Raw genomic sequence first — 14850 nt, 5'->3', positions numbered from 1 at the left:
TTATGGTGTTCTATTAAAGAGTTGGGAACTGACATTCAAATTCACTAATTCATTCATTTACTAATTCAATAAACAAAAATGATGAGCGGACCGAAAGAAAAAAGCGATAAACCAGGAAGCAATTACCAGGAGGAAGTACCAAAAGGCAGAAAACCTGTAGATCACCAGACCGTGCGTAAACCAGGAGACAGTACCCCTAATAAGGCGCCTAAGACAAATAATCCTGCACAACAGCGTGAAATGGAGGAACAGCCCGTTCAACCAATTAAAAAAGCGCCAAAAGAATAAACACTTACCAAAGCAGTCAATATTAATTGGCTGCTTTGATGCATTAGGTTGTTTTGCTGTTTGCCTTCAGAAAAGATAACAGCACCTTTTCATCATGATCGAGATTGATCTTTCCTAAAGTCTTCGCATTGTTCATTTTCTTAAGATACTTGCCCAACTCGTCATTCTCATACGCGGTAAGCAACAAAGGGTAAACATAAGAGCTCTTACAAACGGCCCTGGTATTCCCTAACTTTTTTGCGACACAATCTAGCACAGATACAATAGCCTTTTTAGAGTTAAGATTAAAGTCTTTATCATTGCTACATTTAGCAAACTGCCTCAATGCTTCCAGCGTTCCTCCCCAGGTCCTGAAATCTTTCGCCGTGAAATCATCGCCGGTAATTTCCTTAATATAGTTATTGATCTTTCCGGAGTCAATACCCCTATGTTCTTTACCATTAGTGTAGTACTGAAACAGTTCCTGACCCGGAATGTCCCTGCATTTCTTCACCAGCTTAGCCAGCGACCGGTCATTTAGTTCCAGCTGTTGCTTTACTCCTTTCTTGCCGATGAAATCCATTAGAATTTTGCTGCCCTTTATCTTTACGTGCTTATCACGCAACGTGGTTAAACCAAAGGATCCATAAAGCTCTTTATAGCTTTCATTGCCAACTCTAATCAAGGTTTTTTGTAAAACGTCCACAGAAATAGCCAGCACCTTGCGCTCATCCAGATCCTTTCTGCGAAGGTCTTTCGCCAGGTTTTTTCTCGCTGCTGGCAGCGCTCTTCCAAATTCCAGCAGCCTGAAATATTTATCCTCCGAACGGCGGCTGGTCCATTTCGGATGGTATTTATACTGTTTTCTCCCCGCAGCATCGGTACCCGTAACCTGCAGGTAGGCATTCGGCTTGTTTGCAATCCATACATTTTGCCACGCCGGCGGAATTACCAGGGACTTGATTCGGCTCAGGTGTTTTTCATCCGATACCCGATTCCCGTTTTTATCCTCATAGTGAAATTTCCCGGGCTTACCTTTCCGGTAAATACCAGGCATGGCATCAGTTACATATACCAGTCCACTTTCTTTTACAACATCTTTGCCTTGTACCATTTTTACCTGTAACTATGGGGTTATTTTAGTTATTTTGTAAAACCTTAACACCCCTGTTCACGTTAATTTTAGAAACACAACATAATATTTATGAAAATAGTTTTTATGGGTACGCCCGATTTCGCTGTTGCTTCTTTAGATGCCCTGGTACAAGCCAATTTTGATGTAGTTGCCGTGGTAACTGCACCAGATAAACCAGCGGGAAGGGGACAAAAAATGAATGAAAGCGCGGTAAAAAGATATGCTGTTGAAAAGGGAATACCGGTTCTACAACCCGAAAAACTTAAAAACCCTGAATTTATTGAAGTGCTGAAAACGTACCAGGCCGACCTGCAGGTAGTGGTTGCTTTTAGAATGTTGCCTGAACTGGTTTGGAATATGCCGCCAAAAGGAACAATCAATTTGCATGGTTCTTTATTACCGCAATATCGTGGTGCGGCACCAATAAATCACGCCATCATTAACGGAGAAAAAGAAAGCGGCGTAACTACCTTTTTCCTGAAACATGAAATAGATACCGGCGATATCATTTTAAGCGATAGTGTTGCAATAGGAGACGACGAAACTGCAGGAGAGCTACACGACAAACTAATGGCCATCGGAGCCAGCCTGATTGTAAAAACTTTAAAAGCCATTGAAGCCGGAGACGTACAGGAGCAGCCGCAACCGCAAAGTGACGACTTGAAGCATGCACCCAAAATTTTCAAAGACGATTGTAAAATAGACTGGAACAACGATTCTCTAACCATTCATAACCTGATAAGAGGCCTGAGTCCTTACCCAACCGCTTTTACGATTTTGAACGATAAAACCTTGAAAATTTTCAAGGCGGAAATAGAAGATAAAGAATCAGCAATTGTAGCTGGTGGATTCTTAACAGATGGTAAAACCTATTTGAAATTTGCCACCAAAAATGGATTCATCAAACTGCTCGATATTCAATATGAAGGAAAAAAGAGAATGCTAATAGCCGATTTTCTGAGAGGCATGAGACTATAACAGCAACAAATAATCAAGATTGTATTTGATTGAAGGAAGATAAGTCACACCACTATAGATTATTCAACTTTTCAATCAAATACTTCGACACTTCATTGAAATACCGCTTTCGGCCATAACCCATTACCCACTGAATTCCCTGCGTAGCATTGGTAATGAAAACTTCCTCGGCCTCTTTCAGTATCTCCGGATTGATTTGTGCTTCAATTAATGCGATATCATTCATTTTTGCAATCTGCATAATCGCGGTTCTCATTACACCACTCACGCATCCTTCAGTCAACGCGGGTGTGTAAATCTGATTGTTATATACCACAAACACATTTGCACTGATGCTCTCGCATAAAAACCCACTCTGATTTAATATCATGGCCTCATCAAGCCTGTTCTGACTTTTAAATATTCCTGCCATCACATACAGCAAAGCATTGGAAGTTTTGAAATTCGAAAGCTTGTTAATTGGCTTGGTAATTTCATCATAAACATCAATAATCAATCCTTTGTTATTGAGCTGATATTGGGCATCTTTCAATGCATAGCCCTCTAAAATATAACTGCCTTTATTGGTTTCAGGGGTATAAACACCACTCCCCTGCCTGTATACCGATAAGCGGAAGCGGGCATTACCATTCCACCGGTTCTTTTTTGCCAGATCCAGGGTTTTCTGGCGGATGAAATAATCATCCATCAGCGAGTGCCCGTCAATCTTCAGCGCTTTCATACCTCCAACCAAACGGTCGGCGTGCAAATCAGCAAACTGAAGTTTATTGTCGATCATTCTCATGCTCTCGAAGAGGCCATCACCAAATTTAAATCCCCTGTTCGAGGCGGTTAGAACTGGTGTGTCTACATCATGAAATTCATCATTTAATAACAGATATTGTTGAGGCATATTTTATGATGTAGCAACGTAATTTTCCCATTTGCCCAATCCAGCTTTGAAATCAGCGGGCAATGGCGATTCAAAAAACATATATTCTTTTGTGGTTGGATGAATAAAACCCAAACTCTGCGCATGTAAAGCCTGTCGGGGTAAAAGTTCAAAGCAATTATCTACAAATTGTTTGTACTTATTAAACGTAGTTCCTTTCAAAATCTTATCTCCGCCATACATCGCATCGTTAAACAGCGGATGGCCAATGTGTTGCATATGAGCCCTGATCTGATGTGTACGTCCGGTTTCCAGCTCACAGCTGATCAGCGTTACATATCCAAGGCGTTTTAAAACCTTATAATGAGTAACCGACCATTTTCCTTTCTCTTCATCATCATAAATATCCATTACTCTCCGGTCTTTCACACTCCGTCCGATATATCCTGTAACCGTTCCATCATTTTCAATATCACCCCATGCAAGGGCAATGTATTTCCGGGTAATCGTATGATCAAAAAATTGTTTGGCAAGATGGGTAATTGAACGCTCATTCTTGCTGATCAGCAACAGGCCAGAGGTGTCTTTATCAATACGGTGTACCAAACCAGGGCGCCCATCATTACCAGGCAACTGTGGCAACTGCTCAAAGTGAAAAGCCAGCGCATTTACCAGCGTGCCGGTATAGTTGTTAAAACCAGGATGAACTACCATTCCGGCAACCTTATTCACCACTAACAGGTCGTTATCTTCGTACACAATATCTATCGGTATATCTTCCGGGTAAACTTCGGTGTCGCGTGGCGGATGTGGCAGCACAATGGAAATTTCATCAAAAGGCTTAACCTTATAACTTGCTTTAATCTGCTTTTGATTTACCAGCACATTACCCGCGTCTATTGCATTCTGAATACGGTTCCTCGAAGCATTCTCTACACGCACCATCAAAAATTTATCGATCCGAAGTAACGATTGCCCCTTATCAACAATAATCTTTAAATGTTCATATAATTCCTGCTCTTCCGATTCCTGCAATTCGACCACATTTTCCATTCCGCAAAATTAAACTTTTACAGGCAAGATTTTAGAATTAAAAAAACACCATTATCTTTACTTTAAAATCAAACTATTTTAACTCATCAACATGAAGAAACGTTACTCATTAAAGGCATTAATTGCCTTGTCTCTGGTTGGCCTTACGCAAACGGCAAGCGCTCAGCAGGATGTTGGAAGCCTGTTTGTTTCCGGTCCCGGAGACGCAACAAAACTCATCAATGCTTACCTCGACCCACTGTACAAAGGCCTGGGACAAGGATTAACTGATGGCTGGACAAATACTGCCAAATCAAAAGGCTTTTTGAAATTTGATGTCAGATTCTCCGTTTCCGGAGCTGCAGTGCCAACTTCAGCAAGAAGTTATGACGTAAATGCACTCGGGTTGACTAATATCAAACCGGCTATTGGAGCATCTTCAATTGGTCCAACCGCCTTTGGTGATGATCAGGATGGTGGAAGAATGGAAGTAGTAGCCGATAATGGATTTAGAACCGGAAGATTCTTTAACCTCCCCAAAGGCTTGGGATTCCATACGGTTCCAGCAGCACAGATTCAGGCCACATTAGGTTTACCAAAAAACATTGACGTCACATTGCGGGCCATGCCTAAAATTAAATTCGGTAGCGATCTGGGAAGTTTATCGATGATTGGAGTGGGTGCCAAGATTGAAGTTTTACCACTGATTATGGGTAAAGCCGATAAACTGGTTCCTGTAGATGTTGCACTATTCGCAGGCTTTACACAATACAAATACAGCCTGGATCTGAACATCGACAATGTTGCTAACTCTGATCAACGCATTGATGCAAAGTTTAACGGTGTAAATATCGATGCCATTGTATCCAAAAAGATTGTCTTTTTCACCCCATTTGCCAGCATTGGTTACCAAACATCAAATACTAATCTGAAAGCATTAGGTACCTATCGCTTTGCAACCGGCACCACAACAAACGCAACTTATGTTGATCCTGTTTCAGTGAAACAAACGGATATCGATGGAATAAAAGGAAGTATTGGCTTCCAGTTGAAATTTGGATTCTTCAAGTTTTACACCTCCTATACTCAATCTAAATATAGCATGTTTAATGGCGGTATTGGCTTAGGCATAGGAAATTAATCAGATTTTTCTATTCATGAATAAAAACACCTGGATATTTCAGGTGTTTTTTACTTTTACATTGTGTTTGAAAAACTAAATAGCCCCGTTGAGCAGTTGAATTACGCGCCATTTAGCAACTTATTTGTGAAGCGCGATGATCTCATTGATCCTTTCATTTCCGGCAATAAATGGCGTAAGCTGAAATATATTCTGGCAAAGGCTACAGCAGCCAATAAAAACCACCTGGTTACATTTGGCGGTGCCTACTCCAATCATCTGGTTGCAACCGCAGCAGCAGCAGCAAGAACTGGCTTGAAAGCAACGGCCTTTGTACGTGGAGAAGCCGTTAATAACGAAATGCTGTTGCTTTGCCGCTTATTTGGCATGGAGCTGATTTTTACCGACCGTGAAAGCTATCGCAGTAAGAAAGAACTTTATGGCAATTATTTTGCAGATGACCCCAAAGCCTATTTCATTGATGAAGGTGGCGCTTCACCCGAAGCGGCAATAGGCTGTGCAGAAATCATTCAGGAACTTCCTGCAAGATATGATCATATCTTTTGCGCTGCCGGCACCGGTACAACGGCTGCAGGCCTGCTTGCAGGCATACAAAAGCATGAGCTGGACACCAACCTTAATGTTGTATCTGCACTAAAAGGCGGTAGCTTTCTGATGGATGAAATTAGTAGTATTACACCAGCTTCTGCCCATCTGCATTTACATACCGAATATCATTTCGGTGGGTACGCCAAAACAACGCCAGATCTGATTTACTTTATTAAAAATTTTACGGGTCAAACCGGCTTGCTCATTGATCCTGTTTACACAGCCAAAATGTTCTATGCCATTACAGATCTTCGGCAGAAGGGTATCCTTCATCAGGATGATAAAATTCTGGCGATACATACCGGAGGATTGCTGGGTATGTTTGGCATGAAAGACAAATTTTAAAAAAGCCTTCTCCTATTACGGAGAAGGCTTTTGATCTTTTGCTAAGACAACTTCCAGTCCGGACGTTCAAAATGGCAGGTATAACCGTAGGGAACTTTTTGAAGATAATCCTGATGATCTTCTTCCGCATTCCAGAAATCACCTGCAGGAACAACCTCCGTTACGATTTTACCTGGCCATTTCCCTGATTGTTCCAGCTCACCAATCAACTGCTCTGCAGTTTCTTTTTGAGCATCACTGAGATAAAATATGGCCGAACGGTAGGACGTTCCGATGTCATTGCCCTGCCTGTTTTTGGTCGTTGGATCATGAATCTGGAAAAAATATTCCAGTAGTTTACGATACGATAATACCGCTGGATCGAATTCAATCTCAATGCCTTCGGCATGTGTGCCATGATTTCTATAAGTGGCATTTGGCACATCGCCACCAGTGTAACCGACAGTGGTATCAATTACCCCTTCCTGGTTGCGGACCAGATCTTCTACTCCCCAGAAACAACCTCCTGCCAATATTGCTTTTTCAGTACTCATATATTCTTCAAATTTAAAAGCGATGCATTACAGCGCTATAACACTAATATCGTGAACAAAATCGGCTTATTTATCAGGTAATACAAAACCTGACATATCACTAACCATCCATTAAACCAGCGGTCAGCGTCATTTGTTTAAAGTGATATTTAAAAAGTGCCCTGTAGGTGGGTTTAAAGGGATTTTTTTACCAAAAAGCGGGTTTAAATGGGTTTCACTTGGGTTTTAGCTGCATTTACCCAAACAAGGTGCAAGGAATGTCCAAGGAATGTCCAAGGAATGTCCAAGGAAAACCCAAGCGAGTTAAGTGCGACGGTACTAGAAATCTCCTGGATAGGTCGAACTGCGGTAAAGCCGCGAACGATGATTAATAATCAAAAAGTTTTCAACAATTCCGAAGTCTGAAAGTCGATGTTGTCCATAATCACAGTTTAAACTGTTTAAACCTGTTTTTCGGTGATCGGTATAAAAAGCGCTTAAATTGTGATTCCTGGCGCTTTTTACTAAATTTGGTATACACCAAAATCAGATTTTATGTATCAGTTAACAGTCCCAGCCAATCGTGTTAAAGAATCTTTAAGCAAACATATTCTGGCTGATGGTTTCGACCTCACTTACGATATGGAAAAAAGTCGTGGTGCCTACATTTACGATTCTAAATATAACAGAAATCTTCTTGATTTTTTCACCTGTTTTGCTTCGGTTCCTTTAGGATACAATCATCCTAAAATGTTGAACGATGAGCACTTCAACAAAAACCTGCTGTTGGCTGCAATGGCAAACCCATCAAATTCGGATGTGTATACCCAGCAGTATGCCCAATTTTTGGAGACTTTCGCCGAAATTGGAATACCTGATTACCTACCCCATGCATTTTTCATCGCCGGAGGTGGCTTAGCGGTAGAAAATGCGATCAAGGTTGCCATGGACTGGAAAGTACAGAAAAACTTTGCGAAGGGATATACGGCTGAAAAAGGATTTAAAGTACTTCATTTTGAGCGGGCATTTCATGGCCGTACCGGTTACACCATGAGTTTAACCAATACCCTGCCGGATAAAACAAAGTGGTTCGCCAAATTCGACTGGCCACGGGTATCGGTACCCGAAGTGAAATTTCCACTCTCCGGTGATCATTTACAAAAAGCCATCGAAACCGAAGAAACATCAATTGCACAGATCAAAAAAGCTTTTACCGAGCATAAAGATGACATCTGCGCCATCATCATCGAGCCCATCCAGTCTGAAGGTGGGGATAATCATCTGCGTGAGGAATTCCTGATCCAGCTGAAAGCATTGGCAGATGAACATGAGGCATTTTTAATTTATGATGAGGTGCAAACTGGCGTAGGTTTAACCGGCAGGTTTTGGTGCCATCAGCATTTTAGCGAAAAAGCCAGACCTGACATTCTTGCCTTCGGAAAGAAAATGCAGGTTTGCGGAATTCTGGTTGGTCATAAAGTTGACGAAATAGAAAAAAACGTGTTTAATGTCCCCAGCCGGATTAATTCAACATGGGGTGGAAACCTCGTTGATATGGTGCGCTCCACACAGATTTTGCAGATCATTAATGAAGATCAGCTGTGTGAAAATGCAGATCAGGTGGGAACATACCTTAAAGAAAATCTCCAGTCGTTAGCCCTTAAATTTGATAAGATGACCAACGTTCGCGGCCGGGGCCTGCTGTGTTCTTTCGATTTTCCAAATAAGGATATGCGAAATGAATTTATAGCTAAAGGACTCGAAAACAATGTGATGTTTTTAGGCTGTGGCGAAAAAACAATCCGTTTCCGGCCGGCACTTTGCATCGAGCAGAAACATATTGACCAGGGCCTGACTGTTATGGAAAAAATATTGCCTTTATTGTAGGCATGAATAAAAAATCAATGGTGTACTTTATCACCGCAGGTGTTTTAATCCTGGTATTTTTCATGGTAAAGGATATTTTTGATCAACCTGGAATCGGCGACATGAAAGCCGGTTTCAAGGAAATTGCAAAGTTTAGAAATGCAAATAACACCGGGCCCATACAGCGTATATATGTGGTGACTGTTAAGGATTCTATCTGGAAAGAAATGGAAGACTATGGTAACATGATGCCACATACCAAATATGGCAACACCAAAGTTTATTTCTTTATGGCTGGAACCAATGCGCCCAGCCAGCTCCAACCGGGTGATGTCAATTTCGATCCGGCATTTAATGCCCTTTGTATAGGCCTTTATGAAAAAAGTGCCATGAGCCAGGTGGCTTTTAACAAACATCCCATGAAGTAACCGGGGATTAAAGAAGGTTAACTTTATACCCGTTATACAAAAGCAGAAAATCCGGTTATTGCCCTTCCCACAATTAATGTATTAATTTCTTTGGTTCCCTCATACGAGTAGATGGCTTCTGCGTCTGCCACAAATCTGGCAACATTGTATTCGAGCAGGATGCCGTTGCCACCCATCACTTCGCGGGCTTTACTTACTACATCCCGTGTACGGAGCGAGCAGAATACTTTTGCCAGCGATGCATGCTCATCTTTCAGCAAACCCTGATCCTGCAGTTGCGATAACCTGAAGCAAAGGGTTTGCATGGCAGTAAGGTTCGATAACATTTCCACCAGGTGGTTTTGGATAAGCTGAAATGAGGCAATGGGTTTTCCAAACTGCTTACGTGTTCTGGTGTATTCCAGCGCATTTTCATAAGCCCCCCGTGCACAGCCTACAGCCTGCCAGGCTACTCCGGCCCGGGTCATTTGTAATACCTTAGCCGTATCTTTAAATGAATTTGCATTCTGCAAACGGTCTTCATCCGCAACTTCACAATTGGTTAGGGTGATCAAGCCATTCTGTACGATGCGGAGCGCCATCTTATCCTGCATTTTCTCAACTGCAAAACCCGGATTATCTTTTTTAACAATAAAGCCTTTTACCTCATTACTTTCTTCGTCCCTCGCCCATATCACCAGTATATCAGCAAAAGTGGCATTACCAATCCATTTCTTCTGCCCGTTTAGTATCCATTTACCATTCACCCACTTACAGGTAGTGGTTAATCCTCCGGCAGCAGCAGATCCCACTTCTGGCTCTGTAAGTCCGAATGCACCAATTATTTTGAATTGTTGCATCAATGGAAGCCATTGCTGCTTTTGAGCTTCTGAACCACAAAGATAGATTGACCCCATAGCCAAGCCGCTTTGTACCCCGAAGAAAGTAGAAATTGAAGTATCAATTCTTGCCATTTCCATGGCCAGAATTCCTTCCATTAAATTTGACTTACCCGGACAGCCATAGCCCTTGTAAGTCAGGCCACAAATGTTTAACTCTGCTAATTTGGGAATAATTTCATGTGGAAACTCTGCTTTATTCCAATAATGATTTACGATTGGCTTAACTTCCTTTTCCAAAAAAGCACGCACTTTGAGCTGTAAGGCCCTGTCTTCATCTTTAAGCGCCTCATCCCCAAGGTGGTAAAAATCACCTTCAATCGGTGGAAGTTCCTTCTTTTTACCCGACCCACCCATCATTTTCATCATCCCCTGAATCTGTTTTTCGTCCAGACTGGAAATAGTTTCGACCATTTTAGGTAAGTCAACTTTTTTCGATAAAGCCTCTAACTTGTCAAAATCGACATGCTTAAATAGATTGTATGCATTCTTTAGAGAAGAAAATATGTTCGCCATTATTACTCGTTTTGAGAATAACAAATGAGTGGCAATTTTGTTGGCTTGCGCCCGATGCTGAATTACCTCAAATCAAACAGACTATCCACCCCAAGTAGTTTTCTTGAAGTAAATCCTTCCCCGAATGTTGCTCCAATGCTTTTACCAAATTCCCTTGAGCGGCCGGCAATGGTTTCAAAAAATTCCGGAGAAGAGATATAAGTTTGTAGTCCATCGACATCCGGATTATAGAATTGTGTTCTGAAAGCCTTTATGGATTCGATTTTCTTATCCATATGATCCGTAATATCTACAATAATATCTGGTTTGATGTAGCGATCCTGGATATATTGCAACAATAATCTCGGGCGATGGGCCTGCTGGGCCACCCCATTGGCTTCAGTTTCTATTTTAGGTAAACCCGACAAAAAAACAGAGTCGTAAACCAAATCTCCGGCCCTGCCATGATCTGGGTGACGGTCTTCCAGTGCATTACTGAGTATAATCTCCGGCTGATATTTTCGAATAACTTTAATTACCTCCAGACGATGGGCTTCATCATTCTGAAAAAAACCATCCCTCATTTTCAGGTTTTCTCTCACGTGCAAACCCAACACTTTTGCTGATGCTGCTGCTTCCTCATCCCGGGTTTCTGCAGTCCCGCGCGTGCCCAGTTCACCACGGGTTAATTCTACAATTCCTACTTTTTTACCTAGTGCAATGTGCTTTAAAATGGTTCCCGAACAGCATAGTTCTGCATCGTCAGGATGAACGGCTATAACTAAAATATCTAATTTCATCTAAAGGTTTTTTATGGTTGCAGATACGAGAGAATCGTTCTATCATGCATTTACGTGTAGTAAAGACTGAATTTTCTTTTTTATTTTTGCATTCAAAGGCTTAGTGAAAGGGTAGTAAAAATCTACCAGCTCCCCTTTTTTGTTTACCAGATATTTGTGAAAATTCCAGCGAGGCTTAGCATTCAGTTTCGAATTCTGCTTTTTATCGCTTAAAAACTGATAAAGCGGATGGGCATGCTGGCCGCGAGACACAATTTTATCAAACACCGGAAACTTTACGCCATGGTTAATTTCGCAAAATGCAGTGATTTCGGATCCGTTTAAAGGCTCTTGTCTCCCGAAATCGTTGGTTGGAAAACCTAAGATCTCAAAATCAGGATCATTTATTTCGTCTTTTAGATATTGCAACTGTGAGAGTTGAGGTGTTAAACCGCAGCCAGAGGCCGTATTTACGATTAAAACTACCTTATCCTGATAGGCTGATAATGGCACGTCGTCACCGTTAACTTTTTTGACTGTAAAAGAATATATATTCGGAATGCTTTCCTGCATCGTTTATTTATTGGTAAAATCCTGAAGTCCGGATAATAGATTCAATATCCCTATCCTCACGCGGATCGTAAGTACTTTTTAAATTATGCCCCACTACACGCGCAACAATCTGATAGGAAAATGCAGCAAACCCGCCTTTAGTTTGTTTTACAATATCGTAGGTTGTTCTCCCTACCTCCCTATCAATAAGTTTTGTTAAAATTTGCCCCTGTGTAATGGTCAGCTCCTTTATCTCACGGTTAAACATGTCTTTAATTTCCTTATCGCATTGTTTAACCAGTTGTTTCTGCTCTTTCTTTTCAGGTGTACGGGCAATATCCTGCTCCAGTTGCTCGTATCTGCGTTTGGCAAACAATGCATAGGGCATCACCTTAAGCACATTGTACCGCAATCTGTTAAAGGCAGCCTGCTCTGCCGGAGATTTCCAGATCCGTGCAGCATAAATGCTCACCTCCTGTAGTTGCATCCAGGGAATCATCACTCCGTTATCATTCGTAGAGGCTACACGAATGGTATCTGCTTTGCCCGGCTTTGGGAAAACGGGTGCAGCCGGATCCTGAGCTTTTAGCTTTACACTAAAAATCATGACAATAAACAGAATGATTAGCCCTTTAAATTTCATAAATTTATACTTTTACAAAGTTAGGTGTTATTTCATATATTAGATGTTTAACAAAACTAATATAGGTTTTATTCAGAAATAAGACGCAAATTTTTACGCAAAAAAAACAAATGAAAACAGAGTTAGTGATTGATTTAGAGGCGGAAAAGCAAGAGATTCTTAAAAGATACAGGGCATTACTACGGGCGAGCAAGTCTACCTTGCAAAAGGGAGATAAAAAAGAAATCAGAAAAGCTTTCGATATGGCACTTGAAAGCCATAAAGATATGCGCCGTAAATCTGGCGAACCCTATATATACCATCCCATCGCAGTAGCGCAAATCGCTGCAGAAGAAATCGGACTGGGTACTACCTCTATCGTTTGTGCATTATTACACGATGTTGTTGAGGATACCAACATCACACTGGAAGATATTGAACGCGAGTTTGGCAAGAAAACAGCTAAAATCATTGATGGACTAACCAAAATATCCGGGGTTTTCGATACCAACAGCTCTTTACAGGCCGAAAATTTCAGGAAAATGCTACTTACCCTTGCCGATGATGTAAGGGTAATTCTGATTAAACTTGCCGACAGGCTGCACAATATGCGGACGATGGAATTTATGCCGCGCCATAAACAGCTTAAAATTGCATCAGAAACCATTTATCTGTATGCTCCCCTGGCCCATCGCCTGGGCTTGTACGCGATCAAATCCGAGCTCGAAGATCTTTCGATGAAATATCTCGACCCTGACACATATAAGTTCATAGCTAAAAAACTAAATGAGAAAAAAGCGGAACGTGCCTTGTTCATAAAAAAATTCGTAGAGCCTATAGATGAGATTATCCACGAACAGGGCCTGGAGGCTGATGTTTACGGACGACCAAAATCAATTCATTCCATCTGGAACAAAATGAAGAAGAAAAATATACCTTTCGAAGAGGTATATGATCTTTTTGCCATTAGAATTATTCTTGATAGCCCCTATGAAAATGAAAAAGCAGATTGCTGGAAAGCTTATTCCATAGTGACTGACCTATACCGGCCAAACCCGGATCGTTTGCGTGACTGGGTTTCATCACCAAAAGGTAATGGCTACGAAAGTTTGCACACTACAGTAATGGGCCCACGCGGGCAGTGGGTTGAGGTACAAATCCGTACACAGCGCATGAATGAAATTGCTGAAAAAGGTTTCGCGGCACATTGGAAGTACAAAGAATCAAGCAACGATAATGGTTTGGATCAATGGATTCAAAAGGTTAGGGAAATGTTGAATAACCCGGAAGCCAATGCACTTGATTTCCTAGATGATTTCAAGATGAACCTGTTTTCAGATGAGATTTTTATTTTCACCCCGAAGGGTGCTCTGATTCAGCTGCCATTGGGTGCTACGGCACTTGATTTTGCTTTTGAAATCCATACCGATGTGGGAGCAACCTGTATCGGAGCCAAAGTAAATCACAAGCTTGTACCTATCTCCTATAAACTTCAGAATGGCGATCAGGTAGAGATTATCACATCAAGCAAACAAACCCCTAAGGAAGACTGGCTGAATACCGTTGTTACGGCCAAAGCGAAATCTAAAATCAAATCTTCATTAAAAGAAGAAAAACGGAAGATTGCTGATAATGGCAAGGAGATTCTGGAGCGTAAGATGAAGTCTTTAAAAATTACTTACAACACGGAAAATATTCAAAAGCTGAGTTATTTCTTCAAACTTCCATCAACACAGGAACTTTTTGTGCATGTGGCTTTAGGGAAAATTGAATTAAAGGACATCAAAGAATACCTCAATACGGATAAGGAAACTGAGCATAAAAGCCCGGAACGCCCAGAGAACCTCACTGTAGATGGCATCAAGAATAAAATTAAGGGCAACGATTCAGATATACTCCTCATCGGAGAGGACATGCAACGAATAGACTATACCCTTGCGGCATGCTGTAACCCAATACCAGGTGATGACGTTTTTGGTTTTATAACGGTAAGTGACGGGATTAAAATACATCGTACAAATTGCCCGAATGCCGCTCAGCTAATGGCTAACTATGGCTACCGGGTGGTGAAGGCCAAATGGAACAAGCAAAAAGAACTCACATTCCTTACCGGATTACGCATTGTAGGCATTGATGATGTAGGATTGATCAACAACATCACAAGGGTAATTTCAACCGACTTTAAAGTCAACATGCGATCGATAACGGTTGATACCAATGAAGGTATATTTGAAGGTTCGATTATGATTTTTGTTAACGATACCGAGCACCTGGAAAACCTGATCAACAATCTATTAAAAGTACGTGGCGTGACAGGAGTAACAAGGTTTGATGCTTAATAATTACAACATTTAAACAATC

General features: G+C 41.4%; 15 protein-coding genes. 7 read left to right on the top strand and 8 right to left on the bottom strand.

Translation table 11 applies throughout. The features are described 5' to 3' along the window. Positions 1-78 precede the first annotated feature (78 nt). On the top strand, positions 79-288 hold the full coding sequence (locus AC570I_RS12810) for a hypothetical protein (RefSeq protein ID WP_497405724.1): 210 nt from the start codon (positions 79-81) through the stop codon (positions 286-288). Positions 289-331: 43 nt separating this feature from the next. Here AC570I_RS12810 and AC570I_RS12805 read toward each other — a convergent pair whose 3' ends face one another. Next, positions 332-1381: a DNA topoisomerase IB gene (locus AC570I_RS12805; RefSeq protein ID WP_497405723.1), complete on the bottom strand. Its 1050-nt coding sequence runs from the start codon at positions 1379-1381 to the stop codon at positions 332-334. A gap of 90 nt (positions 1382-1471) precedes the next feature. Between AC570I_RS12805 and fmt the strand changes: the two genes are divergently transcribed. Next, positions 1472-2380, top strand: a complete 909-nt coding sequence (gene fmt, locus AC570I_RS12800) for a methionyl-tRNA formyltransferase (RefSeq protein ID WP_497405722.1) — start codon at positions 1472-1474, stop codon at positions 2378-2380. A 52-nt stretch (positions 2381-2432) separates the two neighbouring features. Here fmt and AC570I_RS12795 read toward each other — a convergent pair whose 3' ends face one another. Continuing rightward, a complete protein-coding gene (locus AC570I_RS12795; RefSeq protein ID WP_497405721.1) occupies positions 2433-3272 on the bottom strand; it encodes an aminotransferase class IV in 840 nt (279 codons plus the stop codon). Positions 3273-3275: 3 nt separating this feature from the next. Beyond that, positions 3276-4304 carry an RluA family pseudouridine synthase gene (locus tag AC570I_RS12790; protein WP_047799491.1) on the bottom strand — a complete coding sequence of 343 codons (1029 nt, stop codon included), beginning with the start codon at positions 4302-4304 and terminating at the stop codon, positions 3276-3278. 91 nt (positions 4305-4395) lie between these two features. Here AC570I_RS12790 and AC570I_RS12785 point away from each other — a divergent pair, with 91 nt between their 5' ends. Both AC570I_RS12785 and AC570I_RS12780 read left to right on the top strand, forming a co-directional pair. Beyond that, positions 4396-5424, top strand: coding sequence for a DUF6588 family protein (locus AC570I_RS12785; protein ID WP_497405720.1), 1029 nt, complete (start codon positions 4396-4398; stop codon positions 5422-5424). A gap of 63 nt (positions 5425-5487) precedes the next feature. Then, positions 5488-6357 carry a 1-aminocyclopropane-1-carboxylate deaminase/D-cysteine desulfhydrase gene (locus AC570I_RS12780; RefSeq protein WP_497405719.1) on the top strand — a complete coding sequence of 290 codons (870 nt, stop codon included), beginning with the start codon at positions 5488-5490 and terminating at the stop codon, positions 6355-6357. Positions 6358-6398: 41 nt separating this feature from the next. Here the strand turns inward: AC570I_RS12780 and msrA are convergent, their stop codons facing one another. Continuing rightward, positions 6399-6890, bottom strand: coding sequence for a peptide-methionine (S)-S-oxide reductase MsrA (gene msrA / locus AC570I_RS12775; RefSeq protein ID WP_047799494.1), 492 nt, complete (start codon positions 6888-6890; stop codon positions 6399-6401). A 534-nt stretch (positions 6891-7424) separates the two neighbouring features. Between msrA and lat the strand changes: the two genes are divergently transcribed. Together lat and AC570I_RS12765 are read left to right on the top strand one after the other, a co-directional pair. Continuing rightward, a complete protein-coding gene (lat, locus tag AC570I_RS12770) occupies positions 7425-8756 on the top strand; it encodes an L-lysine 6-transaminase (protein ID WP_497405718.1) in 1332 nt (443 codons plus the stop codon). A 2-nt stretch (positions 8757-8758) separates the two neighbouring features. After that, positions 8759-9163, top strand: coding sequence for a hypothetical protein (locus tag AC570I_RS12765; RefSeq protein WP_497405717.1), 405 nt, complete (start codon positions 8759-8761; stop codon positions 9161-9163). Positions 9164-9195: 32 nt separating this feature from the next. Here AC570I_RS12765 and AC570I_RS12760 read toward each other — a convergent pair whose 3' ends face one another. The 4 genes from AC570I_RS12760 to AC570I_RS12745 all read right to left on the bottom strand — a co-directional run bounded on the left by AC570I_RS12760 (position 9196) and on the right by AC570I_RS12745 (position 12510). Next, the gene (locus tag AC570I_RS12760; RefSeq protein WP_497405716.1) at positions 9196-10557 is read right to left on the bottom strand and encodes an acyl-CoA dehydrogenase family protein; all 1362 of its coding nucleotides are present in this window, start codon (positions 10555-10557) and stop codon (positions 9196-9198) included. A gap of 62 nt (positions 10558-10619) precedes the next feature. Beyond that, positions 10620-11336, bottom strand: coding sequence for a bacillithiol biosynthesis deacetylase BshB1 (gene bshB1 / locus AC570I_RS12755; RefSeq protein WP_497405715.1), 717 nt, complete (start codon positions 11334-11336; stop codon positions 10620-10622). Positions 11337-11378: 42 nt separating this feature from the next. Beyond that, positions 11379-11888, bottom strand: coding sequence for a glutathione peroxidase (locus AC570I_RS12750; protein WP_497405714.1), 510 nt, complete (start codon positions 11886-11888; stop codon positions 11379-11381). Positions 11889-11895: 7 nt separating this feature from the next. Continuing rightward, the gene (locus AC570I_RS12745; protein ID WP_047799499.1) at positions 11896-12510 is read right to left on the bottom strand and encodes a DUF4294 domain-containing protein; all 615 of its coding nucleotides are present in this window, start codon (positions 12508-12510) and stop codon (positions 11896-11898) included. Between the two features lie 110 nt (positions 12511-12620). Between AC570I_RS12745 and AC570I_RS12740 the strand changes: the two genes are divergently transcribed. Continuing rightward, on the top strand, positions 12621-14828 hold the full coding sequence (locus AC570I_RS12740; protein ID WP_047799500.1) for a RelA/SpoT family protein: 2208 nt from the start codon (positions 12621-12623) through the stop codon (positions 14826-14828). Positions 14829-14850 lie beyond the last annotated feature (22 nt).

Source organism: Pedobacter sp. A2324, assembly GCF_059693705.1.
The sequence above is the reverse complement of the archived record's forward strand: the minus strand, read 5'-3'. Positions and strand labels throughout refer to the sequence as shown.